Here is a 17,461-nt window from a genome sequence, read left to right on the forward strand (position 1 = left end):
ATAAACGTCTCGAAAACGCTCAAATCCCAGATTGATGAGTTGGTATCATTGAGGTCAGTTGAGCTTTTAAAGGCTCTATAACTTCATTCTGGGCTTTGGGGGTTGCATGATTTTAGTGACGGGCGGCGCGGGATTTATCGGCGGTAACTTTGTTTTGGATTGGCTGGCCGATCCGAAGGCAGAAGGAATTGTTAATTTAGATAAGTTAACTTATGCCGGTAACCTGGCGACACTGGATTCTATTAAGAATGATGCTCGCCACGTATTTGTGCATGGTGATATTGGTGACAAAGAGTTAGCTACCAAATTGTTGAAAGAGCATAAGCCACGTGCAATTGTGAATTTTGCTGCCGAGAGTCATGTGGATCGCTCCATTCATGGGCCCGCGGATTTCGTAGAAACCAATATCGTTGGTACGTTTAATTTGCTAGAGTGTGCTCGTGAGTATTGGAGCGGTCTTGAAGGAGGGGCTAAAGAAGGGTTCCGTTTTCATCATATATCAACTGATGAAGTTTATGGATCCTTATCTTTAACCGATCCAGCATTTACGGAAACAAATTCGTATGAGCCCAATAGCCCGTACTCAGCATCTAAAGCAGCATCCGATCATTTGGTACGTGCCTGGTTTCATACGTATGGGTTCCCAGTAGTAACCACCAATTGTTCTAATAACTATGGCCCTTATCACTTTCCAGAAAAATTAATTCCTTTGGTGATATTAAATGCGCTCAATAGCAAGCCATTACCTATTTATGGTGATGGCCAACAGATTCGCGATTGGCTCTATGTAGGCGACCATTGCTCCGCTATTCGTGAGGTATTGGCTAAAGGTAAATTGGGTGAGACTTACAACATCGGTGGTTGGAATGAAAAGGCCAATATTGATGTTGTGAAAACCATTTGTAGCATTTTGGATGACCTAAAGCCCCGCGCAGATGGCAAGTCCTACGTCGAGCAAATCACCTTTGTAAAAGACCGCCCAGGTCATGATCGCCGTTATGCGATTGACGCTAGCAAGGTAGAGCGCGAGTTGGGTTGGAAACCAGCCGAGACCTTTGAGACAGGTATTCGTAAAACAGTGCAATGGTATCTGGATAATCCTGTCTGGATCGATGGCGTAGTGAGCGGGTCTTATCGTGACTGGCTGCAAAAACAGTACAACTAACCGTAAATACTGAGATTAAATAACTGCGTGAATATTTTAGTTTTCGGAAAAGATGGTCAACTGGGTAAAGCATTCAAAGCTTTATTTGACGAACTTCCAGCCTCTGCAAATCTGGATATAACTTATCTCGGTAGAGCGGAGTGCGACCTTAGTAAAGAAGAGGAAGTACTCGTGCAACTCAATATAGCAAAAGCAAATCTCATTATTAATGCTTCTGCATATACAGCAGTGGATAAAGCAGAAACTGAAATCGATTTAGCTTATGCGGTAAATGCAAAAGCCCCCGAATTAATGGCGCGTTATGCCGCAGAAAATAATGCCGCCTTTCTGCACTACTCCACAGATTATGTGTTTGATGGCAGTAAAGATGGTTTCTATATTGAAGACGACCCACGCAATCCTTTGGGAATTTATGGCAAGAGTAAGGCTGCGGGTGAAGAGTCAATAGAAAAAGTATTTGCAAATTCTGCAAAAGGCCAATTTGCTATTTTCAGAACCAGCTGGGTTTATGGGGATGGTGGTAATTTCATTCGTACGATGTTGCGCTTAGCAAAAGAGCGTGAAGAATTAAAAGTCATTCATGACCAACATGGCGTCCCCACTAGTGCGGATTGGCTTGCCGGCATAAGTCTGGATTTGGCATTAGATTCAGCATGGAAGTTAAAGCAATTCCCATCCGGTATTTATCATGCCGTGCCAGCAGGTGAGACTACTTGGCATGGTTTGGCGACTTTCGCGGTTCAATCCGCCCTGAATGCTGGAGTTGAGCTCAAGGCTCAACCAGGGGCAATTAAGCCTATTTTGGCAGTTGAATACCCACTCCCAGCCCCCAGACCCATGAATTCACGCATGGATAGCGTAAAACTACGTTCTGCTATACAAGATGGGGCTTCCAAAGCTTCAAACTCTTATAATCAACTCCAAAATGTGCCAAATTTCCCAGCATGGGATGGCATGGTTCAAGAGTATGTATCCAAGCTAGCTTCAAAGGGTTTAATTTAAAAACCCTCATTGGCTTTCTTGGGGTGCTGAAACAGGGGTAATAAATGGCTTTAAATCGCAAAGGCATCATCTTGGCTGGTGGGTCTGGTACCCGTCTTTATCCAGTGACTCAGGCAGTGTCAAAGCAATTAATGCCAGTCTATGACAAGCCAATGGTGTATTACCCATTAAGTACCCTAATGTTGGCTGGTATTCGCGACATTCTCTTAATTTCTACGCCGCAAGATACTCCTCGATTTTCTGAACTATTAGGCGATGGCTCGCAGTGGGGTCTCAATATAGAGTATTGCGTGCAACCCTCACCAGATGGTTTGGCGCAAGCATTCACGCTAGGCAAAAACTTTGTAGGAAATAATCCAAGCGCATTAGTGCTGGGCGACAATATTTTCTATGGCCATGAATTGGTTGATCAACTCAATAGTGCAAACAATCGTACTTCGGGTGCATCTGTATTTGCGTATCACGTGAATGATCCGGAGCGTTATGGCGTAGTAGAGTTTGATAAAGACTACAAAGCGCTGTCGATTGAAGAAAAACCTTTGAAGCCTCGCAGTAACTATGCAGTAACAGGCTTATATTTTTATGACAATCAGGTTTGCGATATTGCTGCCTCGATTAAGCCCAGCGCTCGTGGTGAACTCGAGATTACAGATGTCAACCGTGCCTATCTTGAAAAGAATGAGCTGAATGTCGAGATTATGGGTCGTGGATTTGCTTGGTTGGATACTGGAACGCATGATTCTCTGTTAGATGCGGCAGGTTTCATTGCCACTCTACAAAAGCGTCAAGGCTTGATGGTGGCCTGTCCTGAAGAAATTGCTTATCGCCAAGGTTGGATTAGCGCTGAAGTGGTACAGAAGGTTGCTGCACAGTTAAGCAAGAATAGTTATGGTCAGTACTTGGGTAAGATTTTGAACGAGCTCAATAGCTCAGCTCAACCCATTTCACTTTCTGCCAAGAAGGTTCCTAAATGAGCATTCCTTCTAAGTTGCAGTTAACACCTACTGCGATTCATGATGTTTATATTGTGGAGTCAAAAGTCTTTGGCGATGAGCGCGGTTGGTTTACCGAATCATTCAATGCAGAGGACTTTGCAAGTGCAACTGGCCTTGATGTCCAGTTTGTGCAAGACAATCATTCTTTTTCACGTCAGTGGACTTTGCGTGGCCTGCATTATCAAATAGAGAAGACTCAAGGTAAATTAGTACGAGTCGTGGCTGGTAGCGTATTTGATGTGGCTGTCGATATTCGTAAGGATTCACCAACTTACGGTAAATGGGTTGGTGTTGAATTGAGCGCAGAAAACCACAAGCAATTGTGGATTCCTGCTCAATTGGCTCATGGCTTTTTGGTACTCACACCTACAGCAGAATTTCTTTACAAGACAACGGATTATTACCATCCACAGAGTGAAGCTTGCCTTGCTTGGAATGATTCAACAGTGGGTATAGAGTGGCCTTTGCCCGCTGGTATCGAGCCCAATATGAATGCCAAGGATGTGGCCGGTCTTTCATGGGACGTGGCACCCAAGTTCTAGATGCCTTCGGCAATTTTCAAAAGATAAGATAATCCTCATATGAGTGATTTATCTTCGACCTACTCAAAGGGTCTCCCGTCCAATCCCAAGATTTTGTTGGTAAAGCTTTCCTCCTTAGGGGATGTGCTGCACAACTTACCGATTGTTTGGGATCTTCGTAGACGTTTGCCTCATGCGCAAATTGATTGGGTAGTTGAAGAGGGTTATGTTCATTTGCTTGAACCACTTCTCAGTAAAAATGGCTTTAGCGGAATTGATCGCATCATTCCATTTGGTTTACGTCGCTGGAAAAAGAATTTATTTAAGCTCTCTACTTGGCAGCAGTTTTTTGCATTCAAAAAAGAGCTTCAGGCAACTTCTTACGATGTGATTATTGAGACTCAGGGCCTGCTTAAATCAGCCATTGTTTGTGCTCTAGCTAAAAAGAGTTCAAACGCTGTGATTTCAGGGCTCGCCAATGCAACAGAATTTTCCGGGTATGAGCCGATTGCCCGATTGTTTTATAACCAGTCTGTGCAAGTCCCAATGCAATGTCATGCAGTAGATCGTTCGCGCTGGGTTACGTGCTCGGCTTTTGATTGGCCCTTAGTTGATCGCACTATTGCGCCTCAGTTTTATCCAAAGGATTACGTTGATTCTCTGAGCGTCAATTCAGGTGAGGTCTTAAAAGAATTAAAGTCACCTTATGTTTTGTGTTTTCATTCGACTGCTAGACAAGCTAAGCGTTGGTCCAATGAACATTGGATTTCTTTGGGCAATGAGCTAGCTAGTAGTGGTTATCAGATTGTGCTCCCCTGGGGCAATGCGGCCGAGCAAGCTGTGAGCAAGGAAATTGCTTTGCACGTTCCGAATGCCTTGGTGCCACCAGCATTTTCAATTCAGGAAGCTTTTTCGGTGATCGCAGGTGCCGCACTGACAGTGGGTGTTGATACGGGCCTCACACATCTTGCAGCTGTTTTAGGTAAACCTACAGTAGAAATTTATTGTGATTCACCAAGATGGAAGACCGAAGGTTACTGGTCTAATAGTATTCGCAATGTGGGTGATATGCAGGCGCCACCACAGGTGGCAGAAGTCATTGAAACTTCTTTAAGTTTGCTGAGTTAACGCAATAAAGAATTAATTGCCATTAAATCCTCATCAGACAAGGTTGAGGCACTTGCTTTAAGCTTGAGCGCATTTAAAACTGTGCTGTAGCGCGCTTGTTGTAACTGAGAGCGTGTGGTAAATAAGGTATCGACCGCAATCAATACGTCGATATTAATTAAGGTCCCAACCTGAAAGCCTAGGCGGCTTGATTCCACAGCAGATTCTGCAGATCTCTCAGCAGCTTCATAGGCTTTAACGCTGGCTAAACCACCATAGAAACCAGTGAACGCAGCACGCGTATTTTGAGCCGCAGTACGTCTCGCATTGTCATAATTGGCTTTTGCTGTATCTACTAATGCAGCATTCTGTCGAATGACGGAGCTATTGAACCCGCCTGACACCAATGGAATGGTCATCTGCAAGGCAAGGGTGTTGTTATAAACGTTAGTCTGTGAAGGCGAGTAATTATTTGGCGTGCCGTTGGAGGTGTTATAGCCGGAGGTGCCCACTAAATTGACTGAGGGATAGTTCAAGGCCTGAGCAGCGCGATAAGTACTTTCGGATAAGGTCACTGATAACTGGCTTGCTAATACCTTGAAATTTGCAGCTTCTGTTTGATTAATCCAGTCATCTAAAGTTTGGCCAGGTGGCAGTATCGGATTGACGTTATCCACTAGCGGAGCGCTTTTGTTTTCTTTGCTTTTGCTACGCGGATCTTTCAGTACACCATCAATTTTGGCTGCTTTAACCAAGGGTTTGAGTGGACCAACTGGGTGGCCTACTAATTGCTCTAGAACCCCCTTTTTTACAACTAAATCTGCTTGCGCAGCAATTTCTTGGGAGGTAGTAAGGTCGTAGCTAGCTTGGGCTGTATTGACATCCACAATAGTTGCAAGGCCTGCGTCAAACTTGGCTTGAGCAATATCTAGCTGTTGCTTAATCAGATCCTTCTTATTGCGATAGAGTGCTACATTGTCTTGGCTTGTCAGTGCATCAAAGTAAGCTTGTGAAACTCTCAGAATAAGATCTTGCTGCGCCTGAAAGAAATTCATATCAGCAATCTTGGTATTCAGATCACCTTGCTTAAAAGCCTCGAGGGCTGCTACGTTAAAAACAGGCTGCGTGAGAGTGACAGTATAGTTTTTTTGATCAAATACACGAGAGTTGCCTGCACCTGTTGAGACTACTGTTGTCCCAGCTCCATGTTGATAGTAGCGTGTACCACCAGGCGTTGCATTCGCTTGCGGGAGCAATAGAGAGAGGCCCTGCCAGTAGAGTTCTTTGCTGGCTTGATAGTTAAAGCGTGCAGCATTCAACACCGGATCACTAAATGCAGCATCTTGATAGAGTTGAATGAGGTCGTTAAATTGAGTCTTGTTATCGCTAGACTTGCTATTTCCCAGGTAGGATGGAGTTGCGTTATCCGGTAATGCGGTTTTATTGGGTAGCGGGGCTATCTGTGGTGGTTGCTCCAGCCCAATCAGGGTAGATGCACTCATGGGGGTGGGCAAGGCAGGTCTTGCGGCGGAAGTGGGGCTTTGGGCTAATGCCTGAAATGACCATGTGCCAAGACCGAGTGATTGACTTAGGATCAAACCAAAGGCGGTAAGTCTAGAAAGTCTAAAGCGGGATGGGGTCATGTAATTCAGATACTTTTCAATGTGCCATGCAGTTTAAGGCTAATTTATTCAAAATGCTTATTTAGACACTATTTTGCCAAATCCTCTGAGTTGTCTCTATATACCTATAAAATTTGGTCTATGGATCTAATCTTGTTACTAAAAGCAGTCATTCTGGGGGTGGTCGAGGGATTAACGGAGTTTTTGCCGATATCCAGTACCGGGCATCTGATATTGGTCGGAGATTTGCTCGACTTTAATAATGATCAAGGCAAAGCCTTTGAGGTCATTATTCAGTTTGGCGCCATTTTGGCGGTTTGCTGGGAGTTTCGTCAAAAGCTCATCAAAGTTGCTACCTCTTTTACCGGTAGCGCTATTGCGCGACGCTTTGTATTCAATCTCTTGATCGCCTCAATTCCGGCTATGGGTCTGGGATTCTTATTTGGCAAGCATATTAAGGCAGTGTTGTTTTCCCCGATTCCAGTAGCTGGCGCATTCATTGTGGGGGCACTCATTATTTTTTGGGCAGAACGTCGCCAACAAAACCGGGCCGATGTATCTAGTCACATTAAATCAGTAGATGACCTCACTCCTTTGGATGCACTCAAAGTCGGATTGGCGCAATGTGCTGCATTGATTCCGGGGACATCGCGTTCGGGCGCAACCATTATTGGCGGTATGTTGTTTGGACTGCCTCGTGCTGTAGCAACGGAGTTTTCATTCTTCTTGGCTATCCCAGTTATTGGCGGTGCCACTGCTTATGAGCTCCTTAAGCTCTGGAAAGCGCCGGTAGCCTTCTCTGGAGAATTTACTCTCGCTACTATTGTGGGTTTTATTGCTGCGTTTATTTCAGCATTTGTTTGTGTGCGCTGGTTAATTCATTATGTAGCTCACCATAACTTCATTCCATTTGCCTGGTATCGCATCGCATTTGGATTGCTAGTGTTATTTACTGCTTACAGCGGGTTGATTGCTTGGTCTCACTGATCTAACCAACGTCCTTCATCAAAATAAACGGAATTAAATATGGATGTATCAATAGACGCAATTACTAATAATATTCAGCTGGCACTTGCCCCTGTATTTTTACTAACGGCTGTAGCAACTTTGATTAATGCGATTTCAGGACGCTTAGCCCGCTCGGTCGACCGTATGCGTGCAATCCGACACTCCATTAATCTGGGTGAGGTAAAAGATGCGGCAATACTGCTGCACATGAATAAAGAGGCTGATGAGGCCCAAATTAGAGGCCGCCTTTGTACCGCTGCCATCTTTTTTGATGTCCTCAGTGGCGTGTTTATTTCCTTAACAGTGCTCGAATTATTCTTCTTTCAGGCGGGCGCGGTGCGTTCTTTACAGACGTCTTATGTCATTTGGACATTTGTACTGGGCCTCATCTTTTTTATGACATCTTTATCCATTGTTCTGGCAGAGGTTGTTTATGCCTATCGCTCAGCGGGTTGGAATGCCCCAAAAAAGACTAATAGCTAACGCATTTAAATATCCTTTTTTAAAAAAGACTAACTATGAACAAAATCCTCATCACCGGCGGCGCTGGCTTTTTGGGATCTCACTTAACTGAGAAACTCCTCAAAGAGGGTAATGATGTTTTGGTTGTTGATAACTATTTCACAGGCACTAAAGAGAACTTAGCGCATTTATTACCTAATTCTCGTTTAGAACTTATGCGTCATGATGTCACCTTTCCGCTCTATGTGGAAACGGATCAAATCTACAATCTTGCTTGCCCAGCATCTCCGGTGCACTATCAATACGATCCAGTACAAACTACCAAAACGAGTGTGCATGGCGCCATTAATATGCTCGGACTTGCCAAAAGAACCAGAGCCCGTATCTTGCAAGCTTCAACTAGTGAGGTATATGGCGACCCCGAAGTCCATCCACAGCCAGAAGAGTACTGGGGTAAGGTTAATCCGATTGGTATTCGCTCTTGCTATGACGAAGGCAAGCGCTGCGCTGAAACCCTGTTCTTTGATTATTATCGTCAGCACAACTTAGACATCAAGGTCGTACGCATCTTTAATACCTATGGCCCACACATGCACCCCAATGATGGCCGTGTAGTGAGTAACTTCATTGTTCAAGCATTGCAAGGCAAAGACATCACGATTTATGGTGATGGCCAGCAAACCAGAAGTTTTTGCTATGTTGATGACTTAATCGATGCTATGGTCAAAATGATGAACTCAGAACAAGGCTTCACGGGACCCGTAAACATTGGCAACCCAGGTGAGTTCACTATGCTTCAATTAGCTGAGACGATTCTGAAGTTATCAGGCAGTAAATCTAAGATCGTTTATCAGCCACTACCTTCGGATGATCCTAAGCAGCGCCAGCCTAATATCGAATTAGCAAAAGCTAAGCTCGGTTGGCAGCCTAAGGTCAACTTAGAAGATGGTCTTAAAGAGACGATTGCTTACTTTAAGAAAGTTGTGGGCTAGTAGTGGTTGAAAATAGCACTGTATCTGGGAAACGCTTTGATGAGCGAATTCGCTCCTTTGTTTTAAGGGCTGGAAGAACTACCGCTGGTCAACAACGCGCAATTGAGGAATTAGGCCCTCAGTTTTTACTGCCTTATCAAGCGTCTAATCTCAATTTAATCGAAGCATTTAACGGCTCAACTAAACCAAAGATATTGGAAATTGGTTTTGGCATGGGTGAGACGACTGCCAAGATTGCAGATCTCAGAACAGAAGATGATTTTTTAGCAATTGAAGTTCATCCCCCTGGCGTCGGTGCCTTGCTTAAGCTCATTGGCGAAAACAATCTTACCAATCTCAGACTAATACGTCATGATGCTGTTGAGGTTTTAGAGAACATGCTTGCACCAAATTCTTTGGATGGGATTCATATTTACTTTGCTGATCCTTGGCATAAGAAGCGGCATCAAAAACGTCGTTTAATCCAGGCTGAGTTCGTAGAGCTTTTGGTTTCCAGATTAAAGCCTGGTGCTTATTTGCATCTAGCAACCGATTGGCACAACTATGCTGAGCAAATGCTCTTGGTTCTGAATGCTGAAACTACTTTAGAAAATACTTCTCGCGAATTAATGAAAGTGGAAACTTTCACTGCTGACGATATTGCTAAGCCCGGTGAGGTTTACAATGAATTCAAGCCCACCCCTGAACAGCTCAATGCCGAGCATCAGGGTTATGTCGTGCGCCCAGACTATCGCCCAGTAACGAAGTTTGAAAACCGTGGCATCAAGCTGGGCCACGGTGTTTGGGACTTGGTTTACAGGAAAAAATAAACCAAGAGCATTAAATACTGAAGCTTATAAGCCTACGCAGACGTATTTCATCTCAAGGTATTCATCCATTCCGTAGGCGCTGCCTTCACGTCCCAGTCCGGATTGCTTGATACCGCCAAAGGGAGCAACCTCGTTAGAGATTAATCCAGTATTGACGCCTACCATGCCGTATTCCAAGGCTTCAGCCACTTTCCACACGCGACCAATATCACGACTATAAAAATACGATGCTAGGCCAAATTGACTACTATTGGCTAACTTTATGACTTCTTCATCACTCTCAAAAGGAATGATCGGCGCTATCGGGCCAAAGGTCTCTTCATAAGTAATCAACATTTGACTATTTACGTTGGCTAAAATAGTTGGCTCATAAAAGTTCCTACCTTCAATAGATTGCTTACCACCAGTGATCAGCTTGGCGCCTTTACTTAATGCATCAGCAACATGCTTTTGTACTTTTTCAAGGGCGGCAGTTTCAATTAAAGGGCCTTGAGTAATGCCCGCCTCCATGCCATTGCCGACCTTAATGATGGCTAGTGCCTTGGCAAACTTTTCGACAAACTGATCATGCACCTTTTTATGAACATAAAAACGGTTTGCGCATACACAAGTTTGCCCAGAGTTTCTAAATTTAGAAGCCATAGCGCCACTGACTGCAGCATCGATATCTGCATCTTCAAAGACGATAAACGGTGCGTGTCCACCCAACTCAAGGGCAAGCTTCTTAACGGTGGGGGCGCATTGCTCCATCAGGATTCGGCCCACTTCTGTGGATCCTGTGAAAGATAAATGGCGCACTGTTGGTGAGGAGCAAAGTGTTTTACCAACCACAATAGATTGAGTTGCATCAGCAGTCACAATATTAATTACCCCATCCGGAATGCCGGCGCGCTTCGCAAGTTCAGCTAGGGCTAAGGCAGATAGTGGTGTTAATTCAGCGGGCTTAATCACGATGGTGCATCCTGCCGCTAATGCAGGTGCAATCTTGCGCGTGATCATCGCAATCGGAAAGTTCCATGGCGTAATAGCTACGCATACACCAATCGGCTGCTTTAAGACCATGAGGCGCTTGTCACTCCAGGTCGTTCCCAGAATGGAGCCTTCTACACGTTTCGCTTCTTCAGCAAACCACTCTACAAATGAGGCGCCATAAACCACTTCACCAGCAGCTTCACTGAGAGGCTTGCCTTGCTCAAGCGTCATGAGCTTTGCAAGATCTTGTATATTTTCAATAATGAGGTCAAACCACTTGCGCATGATGTGCGCCCGCTCTTTGGCTAATTTGCTGCGCCATGCTGGAAGTGCTTTTTCAGCTGCGGAGATGGCGAGCTCAGCATCTTTGGTTTCTAGATTGGCTACCGTTGCAATGGTCTCATCGGTGGCGGGATTGGAAACGGCAAAGGTATTTGCGGAGCCAATCCATTGACCATCAATAAAAGCCTCTTCTCTAAAGAGACTGGAATCTTTCAGTTGACTACGAATGTCTACTTTTTGCATGTTGTCTGACCTCGGTATAGATGTAGGTCATTTTATCCCTCAATAAATAAAATAGCCTCCAAGCTTTAAGGGCCTGAAGGCTGGATGCTTTACCACTGGTTAGGAAGTGTTTAGCCTGCCTGAGTCTCGGTAGCGCGGAGCTTCTGGGCGAGTAGATCTAGTACGCCATTGACATATTTATGGCCGTCTGTGCCGCCAAAGGTTTTGGCAAGCTCGACTGCTTCGTTGATTGCTACTTTATAAGGCACGGAAAGGTCGACAGCTAGCTCATAGGCGCCAATCAGTAAAGCCGCATGCTCAACTGGTGAGAGCTCATTAATTGGGCGATCTAGCGCCGGAGTAATAATGGCCTCCAACTCATCAGTGCGAGCCAGTACACCATCAAAAATACCTTGAAAAAGCTCGAGTTGGCAGCGACGGAACGCGGGATCTTCAGCAAGCTGCTTAGCAATGGCAGCACCATTGGGAATGCTGCCAGCACGACGCATGACCAGGCTTTGATAAACGCCTTGGAGGGCATATTCACGAGCGCGACGACGTGGTGTTAATGAGCGCTTTGGAGCTGGCTTCACTTCCTTACTAGCTTGTGGGTTCAGTGGGTTTTGGCTAGATGTGGTCATGCGAATTATTCTTCTTCACTCGAGTTGATTTCGATATCAATATCAGGAGTTAATGCCAAGGCTAAATTTGCCATCTCCACTACTGCTTGAGCACATTCTGCGCCTTTTACTTGAACACGGGCTTGGGCTTGCTCATCAGTGTCGCAAGTGAGTACGCCATTGGCGATTGGTAATCCAGAGTCAATTGAGATACGGGTGATGCCGGAAGCGGATTCATTGGATACTAATTCGAAGTGATAGGTCTCACCGCGGATAACAGCACCTAGGGCCACTAAGCCATCAAACTCACCAGTCTCTGCCATTTTTTGGAGGGCAAACGGAATTTCTAGTGCGCCAGGAACGGTAACCAATTTAATATCTGCTTGAGAAACCCCAAGAGAAATCAATTCATTGATGCAGGCATTAGTTAAGGCAACACAATGATCTTCATTAAAGCGGGCTTGCACAACACCAATGCGGAGATCTTGACCGTTGAGATCAGCTTCTAATACACCTACAAAATCATTAGTGGAACTCGTCATATCAATCTTTAAAAATATTTAGGCTTTAATGGAATTTAAGAAGTGTACGGCTTGTAACCCGTAACTTCGAGCTTATAACCAGATAGGCTAGGCACAGGGCTTGGATTTGCAAGCAAGCACATTTTGCCAACGCCGATATCTTTCAAGATTTGGGCGCCGATACCGTAGCTTCTGAAATCAGTTTTTCTGGTCAACGGTTTCTTGGCTTCTTCATGGGATTGATTCAGTTTCTGGAACTGTGCCAACCAATCTTGGTCGTTCGGAGCAGCGATCCCAGAGGCATTGAGGAGTACCGCAACGCCAGTAGGGGCAGAAGCAAGTTCTTCCAACGCTTTGGCTAGCGGCCATGAATGGGTGCTGACGTTGGAGTCCAGGAAATCCAAAACAGTGACCGGCTCATGCACGCGCACTAAGGTTTCTTGAGCTTCAGAAGGCTTGCCATGCACTAATGCAATATGAATGCATGAGCTAGGAGTATCGCGATAAACAATCCCTTGGAATTTTCCCCAAGGGGTAATGAATTCACGAGTACCTTCACGAACCACAATACTTTCATGTTGGCTACGGTATTGAATGAGATCTGCAATGCTGCCAATTTTTAATTGATGCTCTTTTGCAAATTCCAAAAGATCTGGAAGACGTGCCATGCTGCCATCGTCTTTCATAATTTCACAAATCACGGAAGTCGGTGAGCATCCAGCCATTGCTGCTAAGTCGCAGCCCGCTTCAGTATGTCCTGAGCGAATAAGTACCCCACCAGGCTGTGCCATCAATGGAAAAATATGGCCAGGCTGAACTAAATCACTGGGCTTGGCGCTTGGTGCCACGGCAGTTTTAATTGTAAGTGCGCGATCAGCTGCTGAAATACCAGTAGTCACTCCGCTGGCTGCTTCAATAGAGACTGTGAAATTCGTTCCCATTGATGTGCCGTTATCACGAACCATCAAAGGAAGATTCAGTTGTTGGCAACGCTCGCGTGTCAGGGTTAAGCAAATCAATCCACGGCCATGTTTTGCCATGAAATTCACGGCCTCAGCTGTAACGTGATCGGCGGCCAGAACTAAATCGCCCTCGTTTTCACGATCTTCTTCATCGACGAGGATCACCATTTTGCCGGCGCTAAGCTCAGCAATAATTTCTTCGGTGGAGGCAAGGGTATTTGGCATAGCCCTCTATTTTAAGCTCAGGAGCCCTTTACAGTGCTGTCCCACCTTAATATCCCGTGTTTCTGACAGCAAGAGCCTTAGATGGGAGTTTCAGTTCACAAGACTGCCTTTGAAAATGGGCGATGCCTCCTAAAAAGACCTCCAACCCAGCATTCGGACCTATGAATTGCCGGGGATTTATTTTGTTAGAGGTTTTGGTGGCCATGAGCATGATTTTGGGGGTCTGGATGGCATCGGCGGGTGTTTATCAGCGCCTGGCCTTAACCCTGACTCAACAAGAGAGCAAAAGAGCGCAACTTAGAAAGGATTCAGATGCTTTTGAAATGCAGGAGCAAAGCAGGATCAATCTCAATCTACCCAATAAAGCTTTAAGTTATGAGTCTACTCGAATGTCTGGTCGGGATCGCTCTGTGCGCATTGCTACTCAACCCACTATTAAAAACAAGCGCTGATTTGGTAATCAAGCAAATTGAGTATGAAAAATCACAAGCGCTAATTTCAGAAGCAGATCGTGCATTTGAATTAATTGGCCGAGCTATTCGTATAGCGGGTTATCGAAATATTCAAGACGCTCAAATTCTAAGTCAGAAGTCAAGACAAAAAATAAGGCATCAAAAAAATGATAGCTCATTGCTTCAGGTCGAAAAAAGATCGGGATTCCGAGGATCGGATTCACTGATCATTCGTCATGAATTATCCGCTAGTACAGATTTTGATTGCATTGGAAATGTACTGACTCAAGATCGCACCAAAAATAATTTGGCCATGCAAGGATTCTTGGTGGATCGTCAGGCAGGTATTCCAAAAGGCAAAAAAGTCAATGGTGGTTCGCTAATTTGTCAGTCACTCGATCGCCAGGGCCGCATACAAAATACCACCTTAATGAATGGCGTGAACAGCCTTCTGATAGATGAGTTGAATCTCCCTCAAGACCAGCAATCATCGGCACCAAGACTTTTTAAGATCAGGCTACAAATGACTGATGGGGCTAAGCTCAACTTAGATCTCGAGCGAACTTTTGCGACGAGGAATCTCTTGTGATTTTAGCTTGGGTGATATCGCTACTCTTGCTCTGTTCATCTCTTATCGTTTATTTAGAGAGGTTGAATGCATTACGTATCGTAGAAGTAAAAACAATGGAAGTGGCCCAAAATCATTTTCTTGCTGCTGAAAAATCGGTCTTAGACTGTGAGAACAATTTAACTGATCTGGCTAATCTCGAAGAGAATGCTTGTTTTATTCAATCAGTAGGAAAAAATCGTTGGTTGATTTCCAGTAAAGAAAAACCAGCCATTCAGATTGGCGTTGTGATTGATGAAACAACTGGCACGGTCACTCGTATTAACTGGCGACAAGTTTTTGAATAACTTCAAGCTAGATTCAAAATCCGGATTTAGTCTCTTGGAGTTAATGGCTGTGGTTTTGCTCATTGCCATTGTTGCGATGATGACTATGCCTTTATTGCAAGAACAAATTGCCGCACGAGAAATCGAAACTATCGCTCGAAGGTTTATTGCTCATGCGCACTTTGCTCGTCAGCAAGCTTTGTATTTAGGGCAACCCGTGCGCCTTGCGCCTATTGCTGACGATCGATGGGAGTCGGGGTGGGTAGTTAAAAGCGGCTGCATCGGTAAGGCAGTCAAATCAGGTTGTATTGAAAAGCCCTGGTTTTTGCAGGGAGGCATCGACCCCATTTACTTTAAGGGCGGAGGTAAGCAATTTATTGATCCCAATTCTGGCAAGAAGAGCATTTTGTTTAATGCCGCCGGTGCGGCAAAAACGGCTCAAGGCGGGTTTGTGGCCAATCGATTGATCCTGGGTCACAGCAGGGCTCCCGACTTGGAGCGCCAAATGATTTTGGGAAGTGGAGGTCGCTGGCGCATCTGCGACCCCGCTAGAGATACTAAGCGCTGCCATTGAATGGTTTAATAGACCCTATGTACAGCGCAGTTGACCACCAGTTTATGAGTAAGGCTTTAGCCGAGGCTCAAAAAGCACTTTATTTATCGAACCCTAATCCTAGAGTGGGTTGTGTCATTGTTAAAGATGACAAAGTTATTGGTAAGGGCTTTACTCAGAAGGTAGGCAGTGCTCATGCTGAGATACAAGCCCTAGCGAATGCCAAATCACTCGGAAATGATCCTGCGGGATCAACCATCTATGTAACGCTGGAGCCCTGCAGTCATACTGGGCGAACTCCCCCATGCGTTGATGCATTGATTGCTGCAAAACCGAAAGCCGTATTTGTAGCGATGTCTGATCCCAATCCCTTGGTTGCGGGTAAAGGCTTGGAGTGTTTAACAGCTGTTGGCATCAAAGTACATTGCGGGTTAATGGAGGCAGAAGCACGGGCATTGAACCCAGGATTTATCTCAAGGATGACTAGAGGCTTGCCTTGGGTGCGCATGAAAATCGCTGCGACCCTGGATGGCAAAACAGCTTTGCCTGATGGCCGTAGTCAATGGATCACCGGACCATTAGCGAGAGCAGATGGCCATCATTGGCGTGCGCAAGCTTGTGCCATTGTGACTGGTGTAGGCACTGTTAAAGAAGATGATCCCACCCTCAATGTGCGAGATATTCAAACTGAGCGTCAACCTTGGCGCATCATCGTTGATTCCAAATTAGAAACGCCGCTGGCAGCAAAGATTCTCAATAACATTGATCAATCAGGCATCATCATTGTTTGTGCCAACTTGGACAGCCCTGAAATGCAGAAAAAAGCGCAAGTATTTACTGAGCGCGGTATAGAAGTTATTGCTATGGCTAACCCATCTGGCAAGGTGGATCTGCCAAAGCTATTCTCGTATTTAGCTAAAGAGCGTGAGATGAATGAGATTCATATTGAGTCAGGCTTTAAGCTCAATGGTTCTTTGCTCAGAGAAGATTGTGTAGATGAGCTACTGCTCTACTACGCCCCATTCCTAATGGGTGATGGTATTGGTATGGCCAATGTGTCACCCTTGAGCTCCTTGGAAAGCAAGCAAGAATGGCAAGCGATAGATCACAGTCTATTTGGCCCAGATCTTCGTTTACGCCTAGTTAAAAAGCAATAAGAATCATTCGGAACTAAAATCCCCCTATGTTTACTGGAATCATTACTGCTGTTGGTCAAATTAAGAGCGCTCAAGCAAAGGGCGATGGCTTGCATTTAATTATCGAGGTTCCATCTGGCTATTTGGATGATGTTGCCTTGGGTGACAGCATTGCCATTCAAGGTGCTTGCATGACAGCTACCCAGTTAACCAGCGATTCTTTTGCCTTAGATATTTCTCGTGAGTCTCTGAATAAAACGATTGGTCTTGATAAGGTCGGTCCAGTCAACCTCGAAAAGGCCATGCGTTTAAATGATCGCCTAGGCGGACATTTAGTGAGTGGGCACGTAGATGGTGTTGGCAAGGTTGCGCACTTTTCTCAAGTGGCTAATGACGCTTATGGTTCTTGGTTGCTGCGTATTGAAGCTCCAAAAGAACTGGCGCAATACTTGGCTTACAAAGGATCTATTGTTGTGAATGGTGTATCGCTCACAGTCAATCAGACCGAAGACTCAGCAACTTCTTGCGTCATTGATATCAATATTATTCCCCACACCTTGGAAAACACTACCCTGGGCAATCTCAAGCAAGGTGATGCGGTAAATCTTGAAGTAGATTTGATTGCGCGCTATGTAGCTAGAATGCTTAATAAGGCTTAAATCTTTACTTTTATAGTTTTGCCACCCCTACGAGCCTTGATAGTTTTTATTAGTGAGGCATCATCAATAAAATCAAGTACCACTTCATATGCCTTAGCTGACAAAAGATAAGCCTTAGGTTTGTTGCTATTTAAGATGGCCATAGGTAGATCGTCTGCATTACCAATAATCTTCTTAGGATTGCGTTTTAGCTCAGCCATGCTGACTGTGGTTTTGATGCGAAGTATGTCTGCAATATCCATGTGACTTGTAATTTTAAATCGCTTAAATCTTAATTGGC

At 45.0% G+C, this 17,461-nt stretch carries 21 protein-coding genes; 15 read left to right on the forward strand and 6 right to left on the reverse strand.

The genetic code is table 11. The features are described 5' to 3' along the window. Positions 1–106: 106 nt before the first annotated feature. Genes rfbB through waaC form a run of 5 tightly spaced genes read left to right on the forward strand, consistent with a single transcriptional unit; the run spans position 107 to position 4,811 of the window. Positions 107–1,165: a dTDP-glucose 4,6-dehydratase gene (gene rfbB / locus VC188_RS02710; protein WP_323482928.1), complete on the forward strand. Its 1,059-nt coding sequence runs from the start codon at positions 107–109 to the stop codon at positions 1,163–1,165. A gap of 27 nt (positions 1,166–1,192) precedes the next feature. Continuing rightward, the gene (rfbD, locus tag VC188_RS02715; RefSeq protein ID WP_323482929.1) at positions 1,193–2,167 is read left to right on the forward strand and encodes a dTDP-4-dehydrorhamnose reductase; all 975 of its coding nucleotides are present in this window, start codon (positions 1,193–1,195) and stop codon (positions 2,165–2,167) included. Between the two features lie 44 nt (positions 2,168–2,211). Beyond that, positions 2,212–3,141 carry a glucose-1-phosphate thymidylyltransferase RfbA gene (rfbA, locus tag VC188_RS02720; protein WP_323482930.1) on the forward strand — a complete coding sequence of 310 codons (930 nt, stop codon included), beginning with the start codon at positions 2,212–2,214 and terminating at the stop codon, positions 3,139–3,141. Next, complete coding sequence (gene rfbC / locus VC188_RS02725) at positions 3,138–3,704, forward strand: dTDP-4-dehydrorhamnose 3,5-epimerase (protein ID WP_323482931.1); 567 nt, start codon at positions 3,138–3,140, stop codon at positions 3,702–3,704. The genes rfbA and rfbC overlap by 4 nt, the downstream gene beginning before the upstream one ends. Before the next feature lie 39 nt (positions 3,705–3,743). After that, positions 3,744–4,811, forward strand: a complete 1,068-nt coding sequence (waaC, locus tag VC188_RS02730; RefSeq protein WP_323482932.1) for a lipopolysaccharide heptosyltransferase I — start codon at positions 3,744–3,746, stop codon at positions 4,809–4,811. Here the strand turns inward: waaC and VC188_RS02735 are convergent. Continuing rightward, positions 4,808–6,433 (reverse strand): TolC family protein, encoded by a 1,626-nt coding sequence (locus VC188_RS02735; protein WP_323482933.1) that lies wholly within the window; start codon positions 6,431–6,433, stop codon positions 4,808–4,810. The two genes, waaC and VC188_RS02735, sit on opposite strands and share 4 nt — an antisense overlap. 120 nt (positions 6,434–6,553) lie before the next feature. Between VC188_RS02735 and VC188_RS02740 the strand changes: the two genes are divergently transcribed. From VC188_RS02740 to trmB, 4 genes are read left to right on the forward strand one after another with little or no spacing between them, the layout of a single operon-like run. Further along, the gene (locus tag VC188_RS02740) at positions 6,554–7,399 is read left to right on the forward strand and encodes an undecaprenyl-diphosphate phosphatase (protein ID WP_215321441.1); all 846 of its coding nucleotides are present in this window, start codon (positions 6,554–6,556) and stop codon (positions 7,397–7,399) included. Between the two features lie 39 nt (positions 7,400–7,438). Next, a complete protein-coding gene (locus VC188_RS02745; RefSeq protein ID WP_323482934.1) occupies positions 7,439–7,903 on the forward strand; it encodes a DUF2721 domain-containing protein in 465 nt (154 codons plus the stop codon). A gap of 35 nt (positions 7,904–7,938) precedes the next feature. Further along, positions 7,939–8,874, forward strand: coding sequence for a UDP-glucuronic acid decarboxylase family protein (locus VC188_RS02750; RefSeq protein WP_323482935.1), 936 nt, complete (start codon positions 7,939–7,941; stop codon positions 8,872–8,874). Positions 8,875–8,876: 2 nt separating this feature from the next. Then, positions 8,877–9,683, forward strand: a complete 807-nt coding sequence (trmB, locus tag VC188_RS02755) for a tRNA (guanosine(46)-N7)-methyltransferase TrmB (protein WP_323482936.1) — start codon at positions 8,877–8,879, stop codon at positions 9,681–9,683. A gap of 24 nt (positions 9,684–9,707) precedes the next feature. Here the strand turns inward: trmB and VC188_RS02760 are convergent, their stop codons facing one another. From VC188_RS02760 to ribBA, 4 genes are all read right to left on the reverse strand, one after another. After that, a complete protein-coding gene (locus VC188_RS02760) occupies positions 9,708–11,180 on the reverse strand; it encodes an NAD-dependent succinate-semialdehyde dehydrogenase (protein WP_323482937.1) in 1,473 nt (490 codons plus the stop codon). Between the two features lie 110 nt (positions 11,181–11,290). Beyond that, positions 11,291–11,800 carry a transcription antitermination factor NusB gene (nusB, locus tag VC188_RS02765; RefSeq protein WP_215321446.1) on the reverse strand — a complete coding sequence of 170 codons (510 nt, stop codon included), beginning with the start codon at positions 11,798–11,800 and terminating at the stop codon, positions 11,291–11,293. 5 nt (positions 11,801–11,805) lie between these two features. Next, positions 11,806–12,321: a 6,7-dimethyl-8-ribityllumazine synthase gene (gene ribH, locus VC188_RS02770; protein ID WP_323482938.1), complete on the reverse strand. Its 516-nt coding sequence runs from the start codon at positions 12,319–12,321 to the stop codon at positions 11,806–11,808. A gap of 35 nt (positions 12,322–12,356) precedes the next feature. Further along, on the reverse strand, positions 12,357–13,487 hold the full coding sequence (gene ribBA, locus VC188_RS02775) for a bifunctional 3,4-dihydroxy-2-butanone-4-phosphate synthase/GTP cyclohydrolase II (RefSeq protein WP_323482939.1): 1,131 nt from the start codon (positions 13,485–13,487) through the stop codon (positions 12,357–12,359). Between the two features lie 122 nt (positions 13,488–13,609). Here ribBA and VC188_RS02780 point away from each other — a divergent pair, with 122 nt between their 5' ends. From VC188_RS02780 to VC188_RS02805, 6 genes are read left to right on the forward strand one after another with little or no spacing between them, the layout of a single operon-like run. Beyond that, positions 13,610–13,939 (forward strand): hypothetical protein, encoded by a 330-nt coding sequence (locus VC188_RS02780; protein WP_216190772.1) that lies wholly within the window; start codon positions 13,610–13,612, stop codon positions 13,937–13,939. 1 nt (position 13,940) lies between these two features. Then, positions 13,941–14,528 carry a hypothetical protein gene (locus tag VC188_RS02785; protein WP_323482940.1) on the forward strand — a complete coding sequence of 196 codons (588 nt, stop codon included), beginning with the start codon at positions 13,941–13,943 and terminating at the stop codon, positions 14,526–14,528. Further along, the gene (locus VC188_RS02790; protein ID WP_323482941.1) at positions 14,525–14,854 is read left to right on the forward strand and encodes a hypothetical protein; all 330 of its coding nucleotides are present in this window, start codon (positions 14,525–14,527) and stop codon (positions 14,852–14,854) included. The genes VC188_RS02785 and VC188_RS02790 overlap by 4 nt, the downstream gene beginning before the upstream one ends. Then, positions 14,802–15,407, forward strand: coding sequence for a GspH/FimT family pseudopilin (locus tag VC188_RS02795; protein WP_323482942.1), 606 nt, complete (start codon positions 14,802–14,804; stop codon positions 15,405–15,407). Before VC188_RS02790 ends, VC188_RS02795 begins: the two co-directional genes overlap by 53 nt. A 17-nt stretch (positions 15,408–15,424) precedes the next feature. Further along, positions 15,425–16,543, forward strand: a complete 1,119-nt coding sequence (gene ribD, locus VC188_RS02800; protein WP_416350482.1) for a bifunctional diaminohydroxyphosphoribosylaminopyrimidine deaminase/5-amino-6-(5-phosphoribosylamino)uracil reductase RibD — start codon at positions 15,425–15,427, stop codon at positions 16,541–16,543. A gap of 26 nt (positions 16,544–16,569) precedes the next feature. After that, the gene (locus VC188_RS02805) at positions 16,570–17,181 is read left to right on the forward strand and encodes a riboflavin synthase (protein WP_323482944.1); all 612 of its coding nucleotides are present in this window, start codon (positions 16,570–16,572) and stop codon (positions 17,179–17,181) included. On the opposite strand, the gene VC188_RS02810 is transcribed toward VC188_RS02805, so the two are convergent. Continuing rightward, complete coding sequence (locus VC188_RS02810) at positions 17,178–17,423, reverse strand: type II toxin-antitoxin system Phd/YefM family antitoxin (protein WP_072583304.1); 246 nt, start codon at positions 17,421–17,423, stop codon at positions 17,178–17,180. The two genes, VC188_RS02805 and VC188_RS02810, sit on opposite strands and share 4 nt — an antisense overlap. Positions 17,424–17,461: the final 38 nt, after the last annotated feature.

The organism is Polynucleobacter sp. MG-28-Ekke-A2, from assembly GCF_035012985.1.
Classification (GTDB): Bacteria; Pseudomonadota; Gammaproteobacteria; order Burkholderiales; family Burkholderiaceae; genus Polynucleobacter.

Excerpts from the sequence above, each read along its gene's own strand:
- VC188_RS02810 (WP_072583304.1), bottom strand. The coding sequence starts at position 17,423 with ATGGATATTGCAGACATACTTCGCATCAAAACCACAGTCAGCATGGCT.
- ribD (WP_416350482.1), top strand. The coding sequence starts at position 15,425 with ATGTACAGCGCAGTTGACCACCAGTTTATGAGTAAGGCTTTAGCCGAG.
- rfbB (WP_323482928.1), top strand. The coding sequence starts at position 107 with ATGATTTTAGTGACGGGCGGCGCGGGATTTATCGGCGGTAACTTTGTT.
- VC188_RS02805 (WP_323482944.1), top strand. The coding sequence starts at position 16,570 with ATGTTTACTGGAATCATTACTGCTGTTGGTCAAATTAAGAGCGCTCAA.
- VC188_RS02795 (WP_323482942.1), top strand. The coding sequence starts at position 14,802 with ATGAAACAACTGGCACGGTCACTCGTATTAACTGGCGACAAGTTTTTG.
- nusB (WP_215321446.1), bottom strand. The coding sequence starts at position 11,800 with ATGACCACATCTAGCCAAAACCCACTGAACCCACAAGCTAGTAAGGAA.
- VC188_RS02760 (WP_323482937.1), bottom strand. The coding sequence starts at position 11,180 with ATGCAAAAAGTAGACATTCGTAGTCAACTGAAAGATTCCAGTCTCTTT.
- rfbC (WP_323482931.1), top strand. The coding sequence starts at position 3,138 with ATGAGCATTCCTTCTAAGTTGCAGTTAACACCTACTGCGATTCATGAT.
- VC188_RS02745 (WP_323482934.1), top strand. The coding sequence starts at position 7,439 with ATGGATGTATCAATAGACGCAATTACTAATAATATTCAGCTGGCACTT.
- ribH (WP_323482938.1), bottom strand. The coding sequence starts at position 12,321 with ATGACGAGTTCCACTAATGATTTTGTAGGTGTATTAGAAGCTGATCTC.
- VC188_RS02750 (WP_323482935.1), top strand. The coding sequence starts at position 7,939 with ATGAACAAAATCCTCATCACCGGCGGCGCTGGCTTTTTGGGATCTCAC.
- VC188_RS02740 (WP_215321441.1), top strand. The coding sequence starts at position 6,554 with ATGGATCTAATCTTGTTACTAAAAGCAGTCATTCTGGGGGTGGTCGAG.
- VC188_RS02735 (WP_323482933.1), bottom strand. The coding sequence starts at position 6,433 with ATGACCCCATCCCGCTTTAGACTTTCTAGACTTACCGCCTTTGGTTTG.
- ribBA (WP_323482939.1), bottom strand. The coding sequence starts at position 13,487 with ATGCCAAATACCCTTGCCTCCACCGAAGAAATTATTGCTGAGCTTAGC.
- waaC (WP_323482932.1), top strand. The coding sequence starts at position 3,744 with ATGAGTGATTTATCTTCGACCTACTCAAAGGGTCTCCCGTCCAATCCC.
- VC188_RS02780 (WP_216190772.1), top strand. The coding sequence starts at position 13,610 with ATGCCTCCTAAAAAGACCTCCAACCCAGCATTCGGACCTATGAATTGC.
- rfbA (WP_323482930.1), top strand. The coding sequence starts at position 2,212 with ATGGCTTTAAATCGCAAAGGCATCATCTTGGCTGGTGGGTCTGGTACC.